Origin of the sequence: Desulfovibrio sp. Huiquan2017 (genome assembly GCF_017351175.1) — a bacterium.
Lineage (GTDB): Bacteria > Desulfobacterota > Desulfovibrionia > Desulfovibrionales > Desulfovibrionaceae > Pseudodesulfovibrio.
In genome coordinates this window covers 78056-96935 of the sequence record NZ_JAFMPN010000004.1, presented here as the reverse complement: position 1 = coordinate 96935, position 18880 = coordinate 78056, and the positions used below count along the sequence as shown (strand labels likewise).

Sequence of the window (18880 nt, the reverse complement as noted above, 5' to 3'; positions counted from 1 at the left end):
TCCCTCCCGAGGTGTGGTCCGCAAAAAAAAGGGCTGCCCGAATTGCCGTGCAGCCCTTTGAAATGTCCTGTCCGCCCGTTACCGGGCAGCGGTCTTTTTCTTGAGCAATGGCTTGCTGATGCCGAACCTGGACAAGACCGCCTTCATCTGGGTGGTGGATGTCGGCGTTCCGTGATGCAGGACCTGGACGCGATGCCATGTGGAGCCCTTGGCCTCGCCGGACTCGATCTTGGCCTGCAACCCGGCGGCGGCCAGTTTGTCGCTCAGCGACCGGGCCATGTCCACCTTGCGGAACGAGGCCACCTGGTAGACGTAATCGAAGACGGCTTCGCCGGGCTGGTCCGGGGCGGGCGCGGCGGTCTCGGTCTTGACGGGCGCGGCCTCCGGCTTGGCCGGTTTCGGTGCGGGTTCGGGCTTCGGTTCGGGTTTGGGCGCGGGCTTGGGCGCGGCCACCGGGGTGTCGAGCATCTGTTGGGGCGAAGCCTTCAGTCGGTCCTGGTAGTCCAGTTCCTCAAGGGTCAGGACCTTGGGTGGCGAAGCCTCCCCGACCATCTGGCCGTGTTCGCTGCCGGGCATGATCTCCTGGAGCGGCGGGACGTCGGCCTCGGGCCGGTAGCCGCGTCCGATGAGGATGCCCATGACGAAGAAGAAGGTCAGGGCCAGGACGCCCACCCCGGTGATGCTGATCATGCCGGGCAGGGACAGGGATATCTCGTACTTCCGCTTGGCCGCGTTGAGCTTGGGCACCTTGACCTTGTATTTCGGTTCCAGATTTTCCGCCATATTCCGTCCTTGGAGGTTCGCCCGCCCCTACATGGATTCCGGGGCGTTGACGCCCAGCAGGCCGAGGCCGTTTTTGACCACCCCGGCCACACTGTCGAGGAGCATGAGCCGGGCCGAAGCCACTTCGGGTTCGGCGCTGAGTACGTGACAATTGGTATAGTACCTGTGGAGCGTCGAGGCAAGCTCTTGCAAATACATGGAGATCAGGTGCGGGCTCTGGGTCCGCGCGGCGGCTTCCACGTAGTCCGGGTACTGGTCCAGGAGCTTGAGCGTCTCCATGTCCCACTCGGTATCGAGCAGGGCCAGGGAGGCCGGGCTTACGGCCGCGGCATGGATGCCCGCTTCCTTGGCCTTTTTGTCCAGCGAGCAGATGCGCGCATGGGCGTATTGCACGTAGTAGACCGGGTTGTCCATGGACTTCTGCTTGACCAGCTCCAGGTCGAAATCGAGCTTGGAGTCGGATTTGCGCGAGAGGAACATGAACCGGGCCGCGTCGGAGCCGACCTCGTCCACCACGTCCTTGAGGGTCTCGAACTGGCCCGCGCGGGTGGACATGGCGATGGGCTGGCCGTCGCGCAGCAGGTTGACCAGGTTGACCAGGATGACGGACAGGCCGCCCGGCTTGCCCAGCGCCTCACAGGCGGCCATCATGCGCGGCACGTAGCCGTGATGGTCGGCGCCCCAGATGTCGATGACCAGATCGAAGCCGCGCTTGAACTTGTTGTCGTGGTAGGCGATGTCGGACGCGAAATAGGTGGTGTCCCCGTTGGACTTGCGCAGCACGCGGTCCTTGTCGTCGCCCAGCTCCGTGGACTTGAACCAGAACGCGCCGTCCGCGGCATAGCCCATGCCCGAGGCGGTCAGGTCGGCGAAGGTCTCGTCCACCTTGCCGTCGTCCACCAGGGATTTCTCCGAGAACCATACGTCGTGGCGCACATGGAAGGCGGCCAGGTCATCCTTGATGCCTTGCAGGATGACGTCCTTGCCGTACTCCTTGCAGACTTCGACGGCCTCTTCCTCGGGGAGTTCCAGAAGGTCGGGGCGCAGGCCCGTCAGGTCGCGGGCGATGTCGGAGATGTATGCGCCCTTGTAGTAGTCCTCGGGCTCGGCCGGGTCGAGTCCGGCGTCCTGCCGGGCGCGGTAGAGGATGGACCCGCCCAGGATGCGCATCTGGCGGCCCGCGTCGTTGATGTAGTACTCGGCCTCCACGTCATATCCGGCCTTCTCCAGGATGCGGGTCAGGGCGTCGCCGAGGGCCGCGCCGCGCCCGTGCCCGATGTGCAGCGGCCCGGTGGGGTTGGCGGAGACGTACTCCACCTGCACCTTGGTGCCGTTGCCCAAGGTTGAGGAGCCGTAGGCTGCGCCCTGATTGAGGATCACGCCCACGGTTTTCTGCCAGAAGACCGGGGCAAAGGTGAAATTCAAAAAGCCCGGACCGGCGATCTCGATTTTCTCGATGAGCGGGTCGTCCGCGAGCGCCGCCTTGATGTCCTCGGCCACTGCGCGTGGGGCCTTTTTGGCCTCTTTGGCCAGCAGCATGGCCACGTTTGCCGACATATCGCCAAAGGCGCTGTCCTTGGGCGGTTCGATGACCGCCTTGTCCGGCCACGGCAGGCCCAGTCCGTCCAGCGCCTGCTTCAACGCCGCTTCCAAATGTGTCTTCGCTCTCATTGTAGGGTATTCTCCTTAAACAAACCTCGTGGCGAAGCCTCTAGCACGAAACCCCGGGCAATCCAAGTGGAGATGGGGGAGCCTTCCCGGCCGGGGAACGCGGGCCGGAGCCGGTCTTTAACGATAGCGGGGGAGCGTTCGCCGGATGGCTGCCGGGAGCAGGCGCAGGGTTTTCTCCTCGATGGCCTCCCGATGCTTGTGGTACTGAAGCCCGGCCAGGATGACGAGCAACCCCAGCCCGCTCAGGGCGAAGGAAAAGGACAGGGTGTCGTCGAACACGTCCGCCGCGAGGTGCCCGAGGTAGATGGACACGCCCAGGGCCCCGAAGACGATGAACACCCGCCGCTGCAAAACCACGGAGACGCCCATGAGCAGCAGGTTGACGCCGCAGTAGGCGAACTTGCCCAGCTCCGAGTCGCTGTCCAGGCTCGTCAGCCCGCCCCAGAAGGCCAGCATGCCGAACAGGTACAACCAGAAGGCGAAGTCCTGCCGGGTGCGGCGGTCGACCAGATAGCCGGTCACGAGCATGGCCAGCCCGAACCACAGGGAGACGATCTTGCGCTGGTCCCAGGAAAAGTCCGGGCCGTAGAGCACGGCCGTCAGGTCCATGGACATAAACCACAGGCAGAACGCGATGGGCAGGGTGATGAACGGAAACCGGAACCGGCGCAGGGCCAGCAGGCCCGCCACGACCGTGCCGACCTCCATGAAGAACCAGCCGCGTCTGATCCAGTGGAAGAAATCCAAGTACATGCCGGGGTCGCCCCACATCCAGCCGCCATACATCTCCTGCATGCCGTAAACGGTCAGCGGGGTCATGCAGACCGCGGCCGTGACCAGGATGCCGCCGGGCACGCGCTGCCCCCTGCCCTGCCACAGCCAATTGCCCATGAACAGGAAGGCCAGCCCGTAGCCCGCGCCTATGAGCAGATGCCCCGGCCCGCCGAGCCGCCCCCAGGCGTCGGTGACGAAGATGGTCATGGCCCCGATGACGATGAGCCCGCCGAGGTAGTAGAGCACGTTGGTCATGGTGAAGGCCGGAGCGCCCTCGTGCCCGTCCTCGAGAAAGGCCACCAGGGCGTCGCGCGTCTCCCGCGCGATGACGCCCGCCCGCACCGCCTCGTCCAGGTCCTTTTGCGTGAACTTCATCGGCTCTCCCGGTTTCCTCCGTCCTAGCCGGGAATATCCTCGAAGGTCAACGCCTTGGAAGAAAGCCGCTGTCCTCCATTCGGCCATTTGCCTTTCTTTCCGGGCTGGGCGATGATCGAGCCATGACCCGTTCACCGTCCAAGGAAACCGCGTACGTTTCAGCCTTGCCCTTCTGGGGCGGGGTGGAGTTGCTGCGCGCGCGGTTTGTGACCCAGCGCTTCTCCCGGCATTTTCACGAAGGGTTCGCCGTGGGCTGCATCGAAGACGGGGCCATGCGCTTCCGCTATCGCGGCGAATCCGTGGTGGCCGCGCGGGGCCAGGTCAACCTGGTGGTGCCGGGCGAGCCGCATGACGGCCACGGTGCCGGGGAAGCGGGCTGGACCTACCGCATGTTCTACCTTTCCCCGGACGCGCTCATGGCCGCCGCGCGCGAACTCGTACGCCGGCCGGAGCTCCCCCATTTCCGGGCGGGCGTGCTCGATGATCCGGCCCTGGCCGCGTGTATCGACCGTACCCACCGGCGTCTGGAACGACCGGAGACCTCGCTCATGGAGAAGAAGACCCGCCTGCTCGGGCTGCTCACGGCCTGGATAGCGCGGCACGCGGACGACCGCCGGGGCGCGCCCCGGGCCGGGCGGGAGCACCGGGCCGTGAACCGGGCCCGCGAGATCATCGAGGACCGCTTCGCCGAGGACCTGCCCCTGTCGGAGCTGGCCCGCGAGGCCGGGCTGTCTCCCTTCCACCTGGTCCGCGTTTTCGAGCGGCAGCTCGGCGTCACGCCCCACGCCTTTCTGACCCAGACCCGGGTGGAGCGCGCCCGTCGCCGCCTGGCCGGGGAAGGCCGCGTGGCGGACATCGCCATGGACTGCGGATTCGCGGACCAGGCGCACCTGACCCGGCTGTTCAAGCGCCAGACCGGGGTCACGCCCGCCAACTACCGCAAGATGCTTCAAAACTCCTAGGCCCGTTCGGGGCATGGTCCGGCCATGCCCGAACAATACATCGCTTGTCTCAATCTTTCCCTGGCCATGATCCTGGTCGGCAGTTCCGTGGTGGCCGGCAAGATCATGGTGGAGGATCTGCCGGTATTCCTGGCCTCGGCCCTGCGTTTCGTCCTGGCCCTCGCCATCCTCCTGCCCCTGCTCGCGCGGCGGGAGGGCGGCCTGCCGCGCCTTTGCCGCCGGACCTGGCTCAAGCTGGCCGTCCAGTCCCTGTGCGGCTCGTTTTTGTTCACGGTCTTTTTGCTCTATGGCCTGGCCCGGACCGGACCGGCCTCGGCGGGCGTCATCACCTCCACCACTCCGGCCTGCATGGGACTCCTCGCCTGGCTTTTTCTCAAGGACCGCCCGTCGCGCCATGTGCTCTCCGGCATCCTCCTGTCCATGGCGGGCGTGCTGGTCATCAATCTGGCCCGCTTCCCGCATGCCGGGGGCGGGGGCGCCACGCACCCCGTGCTCGGCAATCTTCTGGTCCTGGCCGCCGTGTTCTTCGAATCCCTGTTTTTGCTCATCCGCAAGACCGTGCCCGAACCGCTTTCCCCCCTGGCCGCGTCCACGATCATTTCCCTTTTCGGCCTGCTCTGGTTCCTGCCCATGGGCCTTTACGAAGCCGCCACCGCCGACCTCGCCGCCATTCCCCCCGCCGACTGGCTCGTGGTCCTCTACTACGGTGTGTTCGTCACCGCGTTCGCCTATATTTTTTGGTTCGCGGGCATAACCAGAGTCCGGCCGTCCACGGCCGGGGTCTTTACCGCGATCCTGCCGGTGTCCGCCCTGATCCTGTCCGCCCTGGTGCTTCATGAGCCCATCGGCTGGCCGCAGATTGCGGGCTGCGGCTGCGTGCTCGGCGGGATCGTGCTCATATCGCGATGACGGGGCGAAGGTTCCCGGCGGCCGGGCACCAGCCGGGCCGGACGCCAGCCACGCCGTGGGGATCGTCGCGCCCGCTGTTTTGCCAGGGCGTGCGGCGTGAAGGAAGATGGGCGTTGCGCCCTTTGCCGTTTCCCGGCCGCCTGAAATTCCTACAGCTCCAGGTTGGTGAACGGCTTGCGCTTCTTTTTCCCCTTTTTTTCTGGGGGGTCCGGAAGATTGTCGAGGTTGAGGGCCTTTTCGTCCGCGCGGCGGCGGGGGAAGGCGGGCCGGGCCCCGGCCTGACGGCGGGCCTGGTCGAGCTTGGCGTGGGCCAGGTCGTTTTCGGGGTCCAGGGCGAGCACATGCTCGAAGAACGGGACGGCGTCGTCGGGATAGCGCAGTTCCAGATACAGGGAGCCGATGTTCAGGGCCGCGCCCACGCTTCCCGTATAGAATTCGGGGTCGATGGCCAGCGCTTTTTCGAAGCAGTCCAACGCGGTTGTGCGCTCCAGCCCCTCCCAGTGGGCAAGCCCCATGTTGTAGAGGATGACCGCATCGTCCGGGGCGATCCCGAGGGCCTTTTGGTAGACCTTCACCGCCTCGGCCCAACGGCCTTCACCGCGCAGAAGGATGCCCAGCCTGTTGAAGTGGATCAGGTCGTCGCGGCCGAGCACGCGTTTGCCGTCGATGACCCGGTTCAGGTATTTGACGGCGAGGTCCGGGGCGATGCCGGACACAGCGTCCACGATGCGTTCCGTCAGGTCGCCGACCATGGAGCGGGTTTCGCGCTCGGCGGCCCGGACGCCTTGATCCAGATAGCATTCGGCCTGCTCGTGCTCCCCCTGGCGCAGATGCTGTTCGGCGATGTCGATCTTTCGTTCCGGGTTGAGCGGCGAGATGGCGTCCAACTCCTTGAGGTAGGCCAGGGCGCGTTCATCCTCCATGTCGCGGAAGGCCTCGGCCAGCTTGACGAGAGGGGCCATGAAGATGGGGTTGGCCTCGTGGGCGGCCATGTATGCCTGGACCGCCGCATCCACCTGCCCGGTGCCCATGAGTGCGTCGCCGCGCATGACCAGCCCCCGCGCCGAGTCCGGCCGGAGCATGAGAATGCGGTCCGAGACGGCCAGGGCGGCCGTGTAGTTGCGGGCTTCCAGAAGTTTGGCGCAGTGCTCCGCCTGGCGGCGCAGCTCCATGGGCGGGGAAATGGCCGCAGCCAGCTCTTCGATGACCTTGTTGGCCGAGGCTGGCTTGACCAGCACGCGGGCCACGCCCAGTTCGAAGAAATAGGCCACGGTTTCCTGGGTCGCCTCCCAGGTGAGCACGATCATGCGCGCCTCGGGACACTCCCGCGACAGCCGGATGATGAAGTCCGTGGACGGACGGTTGTCGATCATGCGCTCGATGAAGACCACGACGGGGATCTCCTGTGCGCGCAGCGCCACGCATTTGTCCACGGCCGCGTCCGGCGAGGTATAGGGCAGGAGCACCTCGCCGCGCAGGCCGATGACCCGGGAGACCATGTTGCGCAGGGCGTGGGTGAACCCATGGTCGTCCGAAAGGTAGACGATGACGCCTCCGTCCTGTTCGATGAATTTGCGGACCACGGCGTCGGCGGTTTCCGGCGGCATGCGCATCCCCCTTGGCTGCCGGTGGCGGGACGGCGATCCGGCCCACGTTTCCATACTATGTGAAATGGGGGAAACGGGTCAACCCGGCACAAAAAAGGGACGGGCGGCATGGCCGCCGGTCCCTCGCGGACGTCGGTGTGTCGGGAATCAGCCCGCAGCCTTCTTGAGTGCGGCGAGCTTGCTCACGGCCGTGGGATTCTCCGGATTGAGCCGGAGTGCGTTTTCGAAGCAGGGAAGGGCGTATTCATATTCGCGCAGGTCGGCGAACAGTTCGCCCAGGTTCATGGAGACCGTCTCGCTGGCTTTGTAGAAATCCGGGTTGAAGCGCAGGGCCTTCATGAAGCACTGGCCCGCACGGTGCTTGTCCCCGCCGTCGTAGAAGGCCATGCCCATGTTGTAGTGCAGCCCCTCGTCCTCCGGGGAGATGCGCAGGGCCGCCGCGTAGTTCTCGATGGCCTCCCGCCACTTGCCCTGGCCGCGCAGGGCGATGCCGAGTTTGTTGAACAGGGCGATGTCGCTCTTGTCCAGCCGGGCCCCCTTGGCTTCCAGGACCTTGGTCAGGTACTTCTCGGACATGCCCGGATCGTTGGCCACGGCCTCGGCGATGTTCTCGGCCACGGCGCTGATCATGCCCATGGCCTCCCGGGTGACGGTTTCCAGGGCCTGGTCGAAGTAGGCCTCGGCCTTGTCCATCTCGCTGCGCTGCGCGTGGACCTTGCCGATCTCGGTCTTTCGCTGGGCATTGAGCGGGCTCAGGCGGTCGAGCTTCTTCATGTACTTGAGCATCTCGTCGTCGTTGACGCCCCGGTACGCATCCACCAGCTTCTTGATGGGCTCCAGGTAGATCTTGGAGCTTTCGTGGGCCAGATGGTAACTCTCAAGGGCCTTGTCCACTTCGTTCTGGGCCAGGTGCACGTCGCCCTTGAGCATCAGTCCGGCCGGGCTCTCCGGCTTGAGCTTGAGCACCTTCTGGGCGATCTTCATGGCTTCCATGAGCTTACCTGCGGCCAGGCAGCGTTTGCCGATCTGCATGTATTCGCTGAGTTTGCCTTGAGGCTTCACCGTAAAGGCCAACTTCTCGATGATGTTGTTCATGGACGCTGGCTTGGAGATGACGTTGGCCACCCCGATCTCGTAGAAAAAGGCGATGTTTTCGCGCTTGGTCTCGCCCACCAGGACGATGATCTTGAGCTCCGGCAGCAGGCGCTTCAGCGTCAGGATGGTGTCCGTGCTGGGGGCGCCGCCGACCATGCGCTCGATGAACACGATGAAATCCAGCCCGGCCTTGTGCATGAGCTGGACCTTTTTCAGCCCGGCGTGGATCGTCTCCACGGCGGTCAGGCAGTCCCGTTTGGTGCCGATGACTTTAAATATGGTTGAAGACAGCATTTTCTTGAACAGCGGGTCTTCGCTGATCAAGATAATGGAACCGCTGGTTTTTTCAAAATAATCGTAAACTATGGAATCGTATTTACCGGCCATGTTCTCCCCTGGTCACGGCGTGAATGACAAGTATTGACGGCGCCATCCGTTGCCGCCGGCGCGCCGGGGCGGAAGATGGCATGAGATTCTGCAAAAGGGAATGATAAATCCTCCCTCCCAGGTGAGGAATCAGAGCTCATAGACATCGCCCGGTTCGGGGACGAAGCCGTGGACTTCAGGCATGGTGTCCACGGCCATGCGGATCATGTCCAGCATGGTGTGCCGGATGGTCCGCCGCATATGTACCAGAGCGCACGCCTTGGCCCCGGATTTGCGGGCCATCTCCAGGGAGGTGCCCACGTCGCCGTGGCCGGTGGTTATTTCGTCGAACGTGAAGGCCTCGTGGACCACCAGGTCGCAGTGTTCGGCCAGGTCCACGGTGGCGTCGGTGGGCTTGCCGTCGCCCGAATAGTACAGGGACTTTCCCCCGGCATCCAGCCGGATGGCCAGGCAGGGTATGGCGTGGTCGTTGAGGGCGAAGCGGAAGCGGAAGCCGCCGTGCTTGAAGTCCTCGCCGGGCATGCACTCGATGAAGAAGATCTCGAACGCGGTCTTGGCCAGGGCGTTGGAATAGGCCAGGTCCATGAGCCGTTTGACCCGCGATTCGATGCCGCTTGGGCCGAGAATGGTCAGCCGCTTGGTGCGTCCTTCCTCCAAGGATCGGACGATCAGGGCGGGGAGTCCGAAATAGTGGTCGGCATGGAAGTGGGAGATGTACACCGCGTCCAGGTCGAGGGGGTTGGCCGCGTGTTCCCACAATCGGCAGGAGACGTTGAAGCCGCAGTCCAGCAAGATGGATGAGTTTCCGGATTCCACCAGCAGAGAGGTGTTCGGCAGTCGCTCGTCAAAGGCTTCGCCCACCCCGACAAAAGTCACGCGCATTGGCTGCTCCGTAGTCTGAAGTTCCCTTAAGAGGATATTCTTTAGCAAAGATGGGAGGAAAGTGAAAGGAAAAGGGATTAATCCTCATCCCGATTGCGGACATTGTCCCGCCAGGAATTGAGCGGGGCGTAGCACCACTGTCCGGCGTGCTGGGAGCGCTTGACCTGCTCGGCGGTCTCGGGATCGAGCATCAGCCGGCATAGGTACCGGCCCGCCTCCCCGTCCCAGAACAGGTCGGGGCAACGGCGCATGTAGCCGTATCGCCGGTGGGACTCCATGCAGGGATCCTGCATGCAGCACCACCCGCATCCCACGCACTGTTTGGACATGTTCGCATTCTCCTTTGTTCGGATCCGCCCAGCGATACCGTTCCCTTTCCCGAAAAGCAAGGCGGCCCGGCTTGACAGATCATTCACTCACCTTCATAAACAATCCTCACGGAGCATTATGTCAAAAGGAGCAACATGCCGTATACCGCCTGCATACACACTCTGGAAACCCACCTCAAAATCACCGTTTCCGGCACCATGGACTCTTATGAGGAACAGGCCGACTTCAGCCTCCTCCTCGCTCGGCTGGGCGGCGAATACGAGCAGCAACGGCTGCTGCTGGACGAGCGGCTGCTGCGCAAGCATCTTGACGCCCTGGACGCCTACCGCCTGGCCGAGTCCCCCACATCCGCCGAGGCCGCGGTCCGGGGCGTGCGCACGGCCTGCGTGCCCAACCCCGAAGATCTCGCCTTCGCCAAGATCCTGGAAACCAGCCTGTCCAACCGTTCCATCAGCTACCGGGTCTTCTCCTCCGAGGCCGAGGCCGAGGTCTGGCTGCTCCGTTGACCGTCCGGAATCATTCATACGCAAAAAGAATTGGACCATACCGGCACCGGCATATACCCCTTGGGAAAACTGCGAGGTTCCCCATGAATATGTTCACCGAGTCCGTGCCTTTCTACAAGATGCAGGGGTGCGGCAACGATTTCGTCATCATCGACAACCGCGAACTCGGCGTGCCGCGAGAGGTCATGGCCGATTGGGCCAAGGCCGTGTGCGCCCGCGCCTTCGGCATCTGCGCGGACGGGCTGTTCTTCTTTGAAAACGCCGACGACCCGGCGCTCGCCTACCGCTGGCATTTCTATAACTCCGATGGCTCCCGGGCCGAGATGTGCGGCAACGCCTCGCGCTGCGCCGCGAAACTTTCCCACGCCATCGGGCTGGCCCCGGCCGAACACGCCTTCGGCACCGACGCCGGGCCGATCAAGGCCAAGGTCCTCCTGGACGGCCCGGACGAGGGGCGCGTCAAGGTCCAGCTCACGCCGCCGCTCAGGACCGAAACGAATATCGTCCTCGACATTGACGGCCAGCCGCTGACCGTGCATTTCACCGACACCGGCGTGCCCCATACCGTGGTCTTTGTGGACGACGCGCAGAGCGTGGACATCATGGATCTCGGACCCAAGATTCGTTACCACGAACGCTTTGCGCCCGCCGGGACCAACGTGAATTTCGCCCAGGTCGTGGACGGGAACACCATGCTTTTGCGGACCTACGAGCGGGGCGTGGAGGCCGAAACCTATGCCTGCGGCACCGGCGCCGCCGCCACCCAGCTCCTGGCCCACACCCTCGGCCTGACCGGCGATCGCGCCGATTTGACCACCACCGGGAACGAAGTCCTTACCGTGTTCCTCGAAAACGGCACGGTCTACCTCCAAGGGGCCGCCGAACTGACCTTCAAGGGCGAGCTCTACCTCAAGCCCCTCGGCCTGAGCCTGTAGCCAACGTCGGAGGCATGAAACGAAAAAAGGGCCGGTGAAAATCACCGGCCCTTTTCTTGTCTGTCTTGTCCGACGGCTAGCCTCGGGTGACCAGGCCGTAATTCTTTTTGCCTTTGCGGATGATGAGCAGTTCGCCGCCGATGAAATTGGTGTCGGCGATTTCGTCACCGTCTTCGACGCGCTCCCCGTTGAGGTAGATGCCGCCGCCCTGGATGTCCTTGCGGCCTTGGCCCTTGGATTTGACCAGGCCGAGGTCCACGAGCATCTGGGGCAGATCGGGCACGTCGCCCGGTGCATAGCGCACGGCGGGCGCGGATTCAAAAGCAGCGCGCAGGGTGCCGGGGTCGATGGTCTTGATGTCGCCCTTGCCGAACAGGGCCTCGGTGGCGGCCAGGACGCGCTCCAGCTCGTGCTTGCCGTGGATCATGGTGGTGACCTCTTCGGCCAGGCGCTTCTGGGCGGTGCGCAGGTGCGGGGCCTCCTCGGTCTGCCTCTCCAGCTCCTCGATCTCCTCGAGGGTGAGGAAGGTGAAGAGCTTCAAGAACTTGATCACGTCCGCGTCATCGGTGTTGATGAAGAACTGGTAGAAGGCGTAGGGCGAGGTCAGGTCCGCGTTGAGGTACACGGCGTTGCCCTCGGACTTGCCGAATTTCTTGCCGGAGGCCGTGGTGATCAGCGGGAAGGTCAAGGCAAAGGCCTCGGCCGATTCACCGTCTGCGGCGCACCGGCGGCGGATGAACTCGCAGCCCGTGGTGATGTTGCCCCACTGGTCGCCGCCGCCGATCTGAAGACGGCAGTTTTGGTTCTTGTAGAGATGGTAGAAATCGTAGCTTTGCAGGATCATGTAGGAAAACTCGGTGTAGGAGATGCCGGTCTCCTCGCGGTCGATGCGGCCCTTGACCGCCTCCTTCTGAAGCATCCAATTGATCGTGAAGTGCTTGCCCACGTCGCGCAGCAGCTCGATGCAGGTCATGTCCTTGGTCCAGTCGTAGTTGTTGACGATGTTCGGGCGCTCGCCGGTGTTGCGTTCCACGAAGCGGCGCACCTGGTGCTTAATCATCTCCAACCGCTCGTCGAGCTTGCTCGTATCGGACAGTTCGCGTTCCTTGTCCTTGCCCGACGGATCGCCGATGCGGCCGGTGGCCCCGCCCATGAGGTACAGGGGATGGTGCCCGGCCTTCTTCATGCGGACCAGGCAGAGCAGGGGGACGAGGTTGCCTACGTGGAGGCTTTCGGCGGTGGGGTCGAAGCCGCAATACATGGTCGCCCCGGGCTTGGACAGATATTCACGCACCTTGTCCTCGTCAGAAACCTGATTGATCAGCCCCCGCCATTTCAACTCGTCGTAGATATTCACTTTCGTCCTCGTTTATGTGGTTTGACAGTTGGTCGGGCTAGCCGTTCCGTTGGAACGTCGCCATGGATACCGCCTTGCCGGTGGTATCATCTATGTCAAAAATCGCGCCTTGTAAAACCCCGGGGCCGGTGGCCGCCTCCAGTTGTCGGGGCAGCCCGGTGAGGTAGCGGTCCAGGATAATTTCCGGTTTCATGCCCAGGCAGGAGTCGGCGGCGCCGCACATGCCCAGATCGGTCAGATAGGCGGTGCCGCCGGTGAGTACCTTGGCATCGTTGGTCTGGACGTGGGTATGGGTGCCGACCACGGCCGAGACCTTGCCTTCGAGGAAATAGCCCATGGCGATCTTTTCGCCCGTGGCCTCGGCATGGAAATCCACGACGGATACCGGGATGTCGGCGGGCAGGGCGTCGAGGACGGTTTCCGCGGCCGCGAAGGGGCAGTCGATGGGCGGCATGAAGGTTCGGCCGATGAGGTTGATGACCGCCACCGGGGGTAGTCCCGCCTTGCGGAAGACGCGCACGCCCGAGCCGGGCAGATGGTCTGGGTAGTTGTGGGGCCGGAGGATGCGGCCGTCCTCGTCGAGCAGGGAATAGAGATCCTTGTACTTCCAGATATGATTGCCGCCGGTGATGCCGTCCAGGCCCGCCTTGAGCAATTCGCGGGCGTGCTTGGCCTTGAGGCCGTAGCCGGAGCTTGCGTTTTCGCCGTTGGCGAAGGCCATGTCGATGGCCTCCTCCTCGCGGATGCGGGCGAGGTTCTGGATCACGGCCTTGCGGCCGGGCAGGCCGACGATGTCGCCTAGAAAAAGAATGCGCATGACGTTCCTTGGGGTGATGCGTGAGGGATGCCGCTTGGGGGCCGGGTGCCCGGAAGGGCGGTTAGATCCGCTGGAAGACTGTGGGGGCCACCTGACGGATGGGCAGGGTCATGCCGGACAGGCTTTCCGAGTGCCCGATGAACAGGTAGCCGCCGGGCTGGAGGTTCTCGCAGAATTTCCGGAAGAGCACTTCCTGGGTGGGGCGATCGAAGTAGATGACCACGTTGCGGCAGAAGATGATGTCCTGCCGGTTTTGCAGGCGGAAGTCCTCCATGAAGTTCAGGCGCTGGAACGAGACCTTGTTGCGCAGCACGGCATCCATCTTGACCAGTTGCTTGTCCTTGGACTTGAGCATGTACTTCTTCTTGAAGGGCATGGGCACGTCGGCCACCTTGTCCATGGAGTAGACGGCCCGCTTGGCCTCGGTCAGGATCTTCTGGGAGATGTCCGTGGCCAGGATGGTGAAGTCGAACCCCTGGCGTGAAGCGCCCCACTCGTGGAGCACCATGCCCAGGGTATAGGGCTCCTCGCCGGAGGAGCAGCCCGCCGACCAGATGCGCAGGGCGCTGGAGCGGCCCACGCCCCGGCTCCACAGCTCGGGCAGGACCATATTGTTCATGATGTCCCAATGCTTGGGCTCACGGAAGAAATGCGTGGTGTTGGTGGTGACCACGTCGATCAGGTGCGTGCGCTCCTGTTCGCGTCCGGCGTCGGAAAAGACGTAGTCGCAGTATTCCTTGTAGCTGGACATGCCCAGGGCGCGCAGCCGCTTCTGGAACCGGGACTGGAGCAGAACCTTCTTGGTGGGCGGCATCTTGATGCCGAGCTCGGATTGAATGTGTTCGCTGAACCGCCGGAATTCGGCGTCGCCCATTTCCGAGCGCACCAGATTCATGGACTGGTCCATGGCTTTCTTGAGCTTTTCGGTGGAGGGGTCAGTTTCGCGGTTCATGTCTTGTGCGACTCCATTTGCTGCCGGATGCGATGAGACCACCATAGAGGATTATCATTATCGGAGGCTATGATTTTTTTGCGCAACCGGCATGTCGAAAAGAAGAAGCGCACCCGGGCGAACCCGGGTGCGCGATCGGATTCGCTTATTTGGCGTAGCCAACGGCCCGTTTCTCGCGGATAACCGTGACCCGGATCTGGCCGGGGTAGGTCATGTTGTTCTCGATCTTCTCGGCGATGTCCTTACAGAGCACGTAGGTGTTTTCGTCGCCGACCTTCTCGGAATCGACCATGACGCGGATTTCGCGGCCCGCCTGGATGGCGTAGGCCTTCTGCACGCCGTCGAAGCCGGTGGCCAGCCCTTCCAGTTCTTCAAGGCGTTTGACGTAGTTTTCGAGCAGTTCCTTGCGCGCCCCGGGCCGGGCACCGGACAGGGAATCGGCGGCCTGGACCAAGTTGGCCAGGATGGTCATGGGCGGGGTGTCCTCGTGGTGGGCGGCGATGGAGTGGATGATCTCCTTGGACTCGCCGTGCTTCTTGGCTAGGTCCGCGCCGATGATGGCGTGGGGGCCTTCGATTTCGTGGTCCACGGCCTTGCCGATGTCGTGCAGCAGTCCCGCGCGCTTGGCCTCCTTCTCGTTCAGGCCGAGTTCGGCGGCCATGACGCCGCACAGGAAGGCGACCTCCATGGAGTGCTGGAGCACGTTCTGGGAGAAACTGGTGCGGTAGTGCAGGCGGCCGAGCAGGTTGATCAACTCGGGGTGGATGCCGTGCACGCCCACGTCGAAGGTGGCCTGCTCACCGATTTCCTTCAACTTGGTGTCCATCTCGCTCTCGACCTTGCGGACGATCTCCTCGATGCGGGCGGGGTGGATGCGTCCGTCGTGGATGAGGCGTTCGAGGGCCTGTTTGGCGACCTCGCGCTTCAGCGGGCTGAAGGCGGACAGGACCACGGTTTCGGGCGTGTCGTCGATGATCAGGTCCACGCCGGTGGCCGCTTCCAGGGCGCGGATATTGCGGCCCTCGCGGCCGATGATGCGGCCCTTCATGTCCTCGGAGGGCAGGGTGACGGCGGTCACGGTCTGCTCGCCCGCGTAGTCCCCCGCATAACGTTGAAGGGCCAGGGAGAGGATCTCCTTGGCCTTCTTCGAGGCGTTTTCCTTGGCCTCCATCTCGATATTGCGGATCATCTTGGCGGCTTCGTGCCGGGTGCGGGATTCGATTTCCTTGAGCAGGTTTTCGCGGGCCTCCTCCACGGTCAGGCCGGAGATTTCCTGAAGCTTGCGCTCATGCTCGTCGGACTTCTGGGAAAGGTCCTCCTCCAGTTCGCTCAGGTGTTTTTCCTGCTTGATGAGCTGCTTTTCCAGCTCCACCACCTGGGCTTCCTTGTCGGCGACCTTCTCCCGCTTGGCGTCGAGGCGCTCCTCTTTGGAATGGAGGCGCTTTTCCTCGCTCTTGAGCTGGCTTTCGCGGTCCTTGAATTCCCGCTCCAGCTCTTTCTTCTGATTGAAAATTTCATCCTGTGCCTGGAGACGCGACTCCTTCTTGAGAGCCTCGCTTTCCTTGCGGGCCTCTTCCACAATGCGTTCGGCCAGTCCCTTGGAGTCGGATATCTTCTTGTCGGAGATGTATTTGAAGAGAAGTATCCCGACTCCGAGGCCGATGACCAGTGCTCCGCCGACCATGGCGATTTGGGCTAACATGTGGTTGCTCCTTATGTATGTTAACAGGCTATTCCACAGGCGGCCTGTTTCCGCCGAGCCGGGGCTTGAAGGGCACGCGACAAAATGCACTCTGCTCTGAAGAGAAGAGAGGAGGGTGGTTTCGGATATGGCTGTAGGGTATATATCGCCGCCTGAAAACGCCGGTTTGGTCCGGTCAGGCGGAGTTTAAATCCCCGGGAAGCCGTGTTGCCTGTATGTTTTGAACCTGGCATGTCCAGGTGGGCATGACTCGCGCGCCTTCAGGCTTCCCGGCTGAACCGGGCCTGCGCACCAGCGCACTGGAGTCGTCGCCCCATATAAGAGCATTGGCTCAATAACACTCCGGGCAATCACGCACGTCCCAGGGTAATTCCTTGCCGACCTCGGCCCCGTCCAATTATCGGCCCGGGTCCGTTGAGGTCTTTTCCAAAATCTCTCCGATCTTCCCTTCCAGCCGCCTCAGTTTATCTTCGGCGACCAGATAGTCGTCCGCCAGACTCAGGAGCAGGTAGGTGAGCAGCTTTTCCTTGCTGATGTCACCCGCTCCGGCAACAAGCTCCTTGTGCTTGTTCTCAATGAACGCCTGGGCGGCCTCGATACGGACATTGTCCGCATCCGTTTTGAAGGATATTTCGAGTCCCAGCAGAGTCAGCGTGTAGCGAGGCATCGTAACCCACTATCATTCCAGCTCGTTCTGAATTTTTTCGAGCAGCGTGTCAATACGGGATTCGATGTCGTGGCGCAATCGCCTCTCGGCCTCGGCCTCCTCCTTCAATCGCTGATTCTCTTCTTTCAGTTCCGCAATTTTATTCAATAATACGTTGAAACGTTCTTCAAGCTTGGCAACTAATTCCATATCTTTTATCTATGCTTTTTTCGGGTCCAAGGCAAGATTTCTTTCCACAGTTATTTGAAGGGTTTTCCACTGCATCCCTAGTTTTTCTTCAGGTTCCTTCTCAGGTTGACCTGCTTGCCTCTGGCGATGCCGGTCTGATTGTCCGGCACGTCCTTGGTGATGGTGGAGCCCGCCCCGATCAGGGCGTTGTCGCCAACGCTTACCGGGGCGACCAGGGCGGTGTTGGAGCCGATGAACGCTCCCGCGCCGATTCTGGTCGTGAATTTATTTTTTCCGTCGTAGTTGCAGGTGATGGTCCCGGCCCCGATGTTGGCTCCGGCCCCGACCTCGGCGTCGCCCAGGTAGGTCAGATGGCTGGCCTTGGCCCCTTCGCCCAGGACCGCCTTCTTCATCTCCACGAAATTGCCGATGCGGGCGTCCTTTTCGAGGCGTGCGCCGGGCCGCAGCCGGGCATAGGGTCCGACCGTCGCGCCTTCGCCCACCTCGGCCTTTTCGATGTGGTTGAACTCGCGGACCACGCAGCCGGACGCGAAGGTCGCGTCGGTGATGTGGTTGTAGGAGCCGAGCCGGGCTCCGGCCGCCACCTTGGACGCGCCGTAGATCTCGCAGTGGCCGAATATCTCGGCCCCGGGTTCTATCTCGGCTCTGGGACCGATGATCACGGTGCCGGGGTTGTGGATAAGTACGCCCGCGTCGAGCAACTCATCCACAATGCGCGCCCGCAGGGCGGTCTCGGCGGCGATCAGTTCGCGCGGGGAGTTGATGCCCATGAGCGAGATGTCGTTGCCCGCCTGGACGCCGTCCACGGAAAGCCCCTGGGCCACGGCCAGGCCCACCAGGTCGGTGATGTAGTATTCGCCGGACTTGTTGGTGTTTTCGAGTTTTTCGAGCAGCGGACCGACGGTCGCCACCTTGAGCAGGTAGATGCCCGCGTTGACCTCGCCGGTGACCGGCCCATGCAGGGAGAAATCATAGTCCTTGGCCTCGACGACGGCCTTGATCCGCCGTTCCCGGTCGCGGACCACCCGGCCGAAGGCCCCGGTGTCGCGCGGGGTGATGGTCATGAAGGCCAGGTCGCAGCACCCCTGGGCGGCCATCAGCCGGTCCAGGGCCTCCACCGTGACCAGCGGGGTGTCGCCGTTGATGACCAGGCAGTGGGTGGCCCCGGTCTTGGTCACCGCGTCCCAGGCCACCTGGAGGGCGTGCCCCGTGCCGAGCTGTTCGCTCTGCGTGACGAAACGGTCGGCCATGGCCGGAAAGGCGGCGGCCACGCTCTCGGCGTCGTGGCCGACCACGGTCAGTATATTGTCCTTCATGATGGGCGCAAGGGCCTCGTACACGTAAAAAAGCATGGGCTCGTTCAGTAGGGTCTGCAGCACCTTGGCCTTGGGCGAGTGCATGCGCGTTCCCTTGCCGGCGGCAAGCACCAGGGCGGTGGTCTTGGTTTTGGGCATTCTGTTCTCCATATTGGGTTCCATGTACCGTTATGCCGGGCATAAATTACCCGCTCGCCGGGGAAAGAACAAGGCCCCTTTGCAAAATGGCGTCGACTTGTATTGCTATGCCTGCCGGATGAGGCGGACAAAGCGGGGGGCTTCGGATCGTCGTCTTCACCAAGCCGTCCGCGCGGGTGCCGTTCCTCTCGGGATCTGCCGTTTTCCTTCCCGTAACCGGACGTGGGTTAAGAATCGAAACAGCGTAAAAAATATGAACGCGTTTTCGGCCGAGAACATGGGCCGAACAACAAGGGCGAAACGAATTTCTCTTCAATTTCGGATTGTTGGCTGCCGCATATCCGGCTGCCGCGTCCCGGCATGACGTTTGCTCCTATGGGCTGAGGTTCCGGAAGGAGCGATGCCCGACGCGGCCTGAAATGGGCCGGGTCATCCTGCCGGAGCGCGGCGGGGTCTTCTTGTTGCGGAGAAGGCCTCGGCCGACAGCGCCATCCCGCCGGGGAGACGGCCCATGTGCCGTTGCCCC

Annotated in this window: 18 protein-coding genes and 1 other RNA gene; 4 read left to right on the top strand and 15 right to left on the bottom strand. The window is 63.0% G+C overall.

The features are described 5' to 3' along the window. Positions 1-78 precede the first annotated feature (78 nt). The 3 genes from J0909_RS04195 to J0909_RS04185 all read right to left on the bottom strand — a co-directional run bounded on the left by J0909_RS04195 (position 79) and on the right by J0909_RS04185 (position 3603). Positions 79-783, bottom strand: a complete 705-nt coding sequence (locus J0909_RS04195; protein ID WP_207260789.1) for an SPOR domain-containing protein — start codon at positions 781-783, stop codon at positions 79-81. 27 nt (positions 784-810) lie between these two features. Beyond that, the gene (argS, locus tag J0909_RS04190) at positions 811-2454 is read right to left on the bottom strand and encodes an arginine--tRNA ligase (protein WP_207260787.1); all 1644 of its coding nucleotides are present in this window, start codon (positions 2452-2454) and stop codon (positions 811-813) included. Between the two features lie 117 nt (positions 2455-2571). Beyond that, complete coding sequence (locus J0909_RS04185; protein WP_207260785.1) at positions 2572-3603, bottom strand: DUF2157 domain-containing protein; 1032 nt, start codon at positions 3601-3603, stop codon at positions 2572-2574. 122 nt (positions 3604-3725) lie between these two features. On the opposite strand from J0909_RS04185, the gene J0909_RS04180 reads away from it, so the two are divergent. Together J0909_RS04180 and J0909_RS04175 are read left to right on the top strand one after the other, a co-directional pair. Then, entirely contained in the window at positions 3726-4565 is an 840-nt protein-coding gene (locus J0909_RS04180; protein WP_207260782.1) for an AraC family transcriptional regulator, read from the top strand. A gap of 24 nt (positions 4566-4589) precedes the next feature. Further along, positions 4590-5474, top strand: a complete 885-nt coding sequence (locus J0909_RS04175; protein ID WP_207260779.1) for a DMT family transporter — start codon at positions 4590-4592, stop codon at positions 5472-5474. 149 nt (positions 5475-5623) lie between these two features. On the opposite strand, the gene J0909_RS04170 is transcribed toward J0909_RS04175, so the two are convergent. The 4 genes from J0909_RS04170 to J0909_RS04155 form a co-directional block, all read right to left on the bottom strand. Continuing rightward, a complete protein-coding gene (locus J0909_RS04170; RefSeq protein WP_207260776.1) occupies positions 5624-7081 on the bottom strand; it encodes a tetratricopeptide repeat protein in 1458 nt (485 codons plus the stop codon). Positions 7082-7228: 147 nt separating this feature from the next. Then, complete coding sequence (locus tag J0909_RS04165; protein WP_207260773.1) at positions 7229-8563, bottom strand: tetratricopeptide repeat protein; 1335 nt, start codon at positions 8561-8563, stop codon at positions 7229-7231. A 129-nt stretch (positions 8564-8692) separates the two neighbouring features. Further along, the gene (locus J0909_RS04160; protein WP_207260771.1) at positions 8693-9445 is read right to left on the bottom strand and encodes an MBL fold metallo-hydrolase; all 753 of its coding nucleotides are present in this window, start codon (positions 9443-9445) and stop codon (positions 8693-8695) included. 77 nt (positions 9446-9522) lie between these two features. Continuing rightward, positions 9523-9774, bottom strand: a complete 252-nt coding sequence (locus J0909_RS04155) for a hypothetical protein (protein ID WP_207260769.1) — start codon at positions 9772-9774, stop codon at positions 9523-9525. Between the two features lie 135 nt (positions 9775-9909). Between J0909_RS04155 and J0909_RS04150 the strand changes: the two genes are divergently transcribed. Together J0909_RS04150 and dapF are read left to right on the top strand one after the other, a co-directional pair. Then, a complete protein-coding gene (locus J0909_RS04150; RefSeq protein ID WP_207260767.1) occupies positions 9910-10281 on the top strand; it encodes a hypothetical protein in 372 nt (123 codons plus the stop codon). An 83-nt stretch (positions 10282-10364) separates the two neighbouring features. Beyond that, on the top strand, positions 10365-11216 hold the full coding sequence (gene dapF / locus J0909_RS04145; protein WP_207260765.1) for a diaminopimelate epimerase: 852 nt from the start codon (positions 10365-10367) through the stop codon (positions 11214-11216). A 76-nt stretch (positions 11217-11292) separates the two neighbouring features. Here the strand turns inward: dapF and tyrS are convergent, their stop codons facing one another. From tyrS to glmU, 8 genes are all read right to left on the bottom strand, one after another. Beyond that, complete coding sequence (tyrS, locus tag J0909_RS04140) at positions 11293-12573, bottom strand: tyrosine--tRNA ligase (protein WP_207260763.1); 1281 nt, start codon at positions 12571-12573, stop codon at positions 11293-11295. A gap of 37 nt (positions 12574-12610) precedes the next feature. Continuing rightward, entirely contained in the window at positions 12611-13390 is a 780-nt protein-coding gene (locus J0909_RS04135) for a TIGR00282 family metallophosphoesterase (RefSeq protein WP_207260761.1), read from the bottom strand. Between the two features lie 61 nt (positions 13391-13451). Beyond that, a complete protein-coding gene (locus J0909_RS04130; RefSeq protein ID WP_207260759.1) occupies positions 13452-14342 on the bottom strand; it encodes a CheR family methyltransferase in 891 nt (296 codons plus the stop codon). 145 nt (positions 14343-14487) lie between these two features. After that, complete coding sequence (gene rny / locus J0909_RS04125; protein ID WP_207260756.1) at positions 14488-16044, bottom strand: ribonuclease Y; 1557 nt, start codon at positions 16042-16044, stop codon at positions 14488-14490. Between the two features lie 187 nt (positions 16045-16231). Then, a non-coding RNA gene (gene ssrS, locus J0909_RS04120) (6S RNA) lies at positions 16232-16415 on the bottom strand. Positions 16416-16441: 26 nt separating this feature from the next. Beyond that, positions 16442-16711, bottom strand: coding sequence for a cell division protein ZapA (zapA, locus tag J0909_RS04115; RefSeq protein ID WP_207260753.1), 270 nt, complete (start codon positions 16709-16711; stop codon positions 16442-16444). A gap of 12 nt (positions 16712-16723) precedes the next feature. Beyond that, positions 16724-16900, bottom strand: coding sequence for a hypothetical protein (locus J0909_RS04110; RefSeq protein WP_207260750.1), 177 nt, complete (start codon positions 16898-16900; stop codon positions 16724-16726). Positions 16901-16977: 77 nt separating this feature from the next. Then, positions 16978-18354, bottom strand: coding sequence for a bifunctional UDP-N-acetylglucosamine diphosphorylase/glucosamine-1-phosphate N-acetyltransferase GlmU (gene glmU, locus J0909_RS04105; RefSeq protein WP_207260748.1), 1377 nt, complete (start codon positions 18352-18354; stop codon positions 16978-16980). Between the last annotated feature and the right edge of the window lie 526 nt (positions 18355-18880).

Coding starts and splice junctions, on each gene's coding strand:
- J0909_RS04195 (WP_207260789.1), bottom strand. CDS start 783: ATGGCGGAAAATCTGGAACCGAAATACAAGGTCAAGGTGCCCAAGCTC.
- argS (WP_207260787.1), bottom strand. CDS start 2,454: ATGAGAGCGAAGACACATTTGGAAGCGGCGTTGAAGCAGGCGCTGGAC.
- J0909_RS04185 (WP_207260785.1), bottom strand. CDS start 3,603: ATGAAGTTCACGCAAAAGGACCTGGACGAGGCGGTGCGGGCGGGCGTC.
- J0909_RS04180 (WP_207260782.1), top strand. CDS start 3,726: ATGACCCGTTCACCGTCCAAGGAAACCGCGTACGTTTCAGCCTTGCCC.
- J0909_RS04175 (WP_207260779.1), top strand. CDS start 4,590: ATGCCCGAACAATACATCGCTTGTCTCAATCTTTCCCTGGCCATGATC.
- J0909_RS04170 (WP_207260776.1), bottom strand. CDS start 7,081: ATGCCGCCGGAAACCGCCGACGCCGTGGTCCGCAAATTCATCGAACAG.
- J0909_RS04165 (WP_207260773.1), bottom strand. CDS start 8,563: ATGGCCGGTAAATACGATTCCATAGTTTACGATTATTTTGAAAAAACC.
- J0909_RS04160 (WP_207260771.1), bottom strand. CDS start 9,445: ATGCGCGTGACTTTTGTCGGGGTGGGCGAAGCCTTTGACGAGCGACTG.
- J0909_RS04155 (WP_207260769.1), bottom strand. CDS start 9,774: ATGTCCAAACAGTGCGTGGGATGCGGGTGGTGCTGCATGCAGGATCCC.
- J0909_RS04150 (WP_207260767.1), top strand. CDS start 9,910: ATGCCGTATACCGCCTGCATACACACTCTGGAAACCCACCTCAAAATC.
- dapF (WP_207260765.1), top strand. CDS start 10,365: ATGAATATGTTCACCGAGTCCGTGCCTTTCTACAAGATGCAGGGGTGC.
- J0909_RS04135 (WP_207260761.1), bottom strand. CDS start 13,390: ATGCGCATTCTTTTTCTAGGCGACATCGTCGGCCTGCCCGGCCGCAAG.
- J0909_RS04130 (WP_207260759.1), bottom strand. CDS start 14,342: ATGAACCGCGAAACTGACCCCTCCACCGAAAAGCTCAAGAAAGCCATG.
- rny (WP_207260756.1), bottom strand. CDS start 16,044: ATGTTAGCCCAAATCGCCATGGTCGGCGGAGCACTGGTCATCGGCCTC.
- zapA (WP_207260753.1), bottom strand. CDS start 16,711: ATGCCTCGCTACACGCTGACTCTGCTGGGACTCGAAATATCCTTCAAA.
- J0909_RS04110 (WP_207260750.1), bottom strand. CDS start 16,900: ATGGAATTAGTTGCCAAGCTTGAAGAACGTTTCAACGTATTATTGAAT.
- glmU (WP_207260748.1), bottom strand. CDS start 18,354: ATGCCCAAAACCAAGACCACCGCCCTGGTGCTTGCCGCCGGCAAGGGA.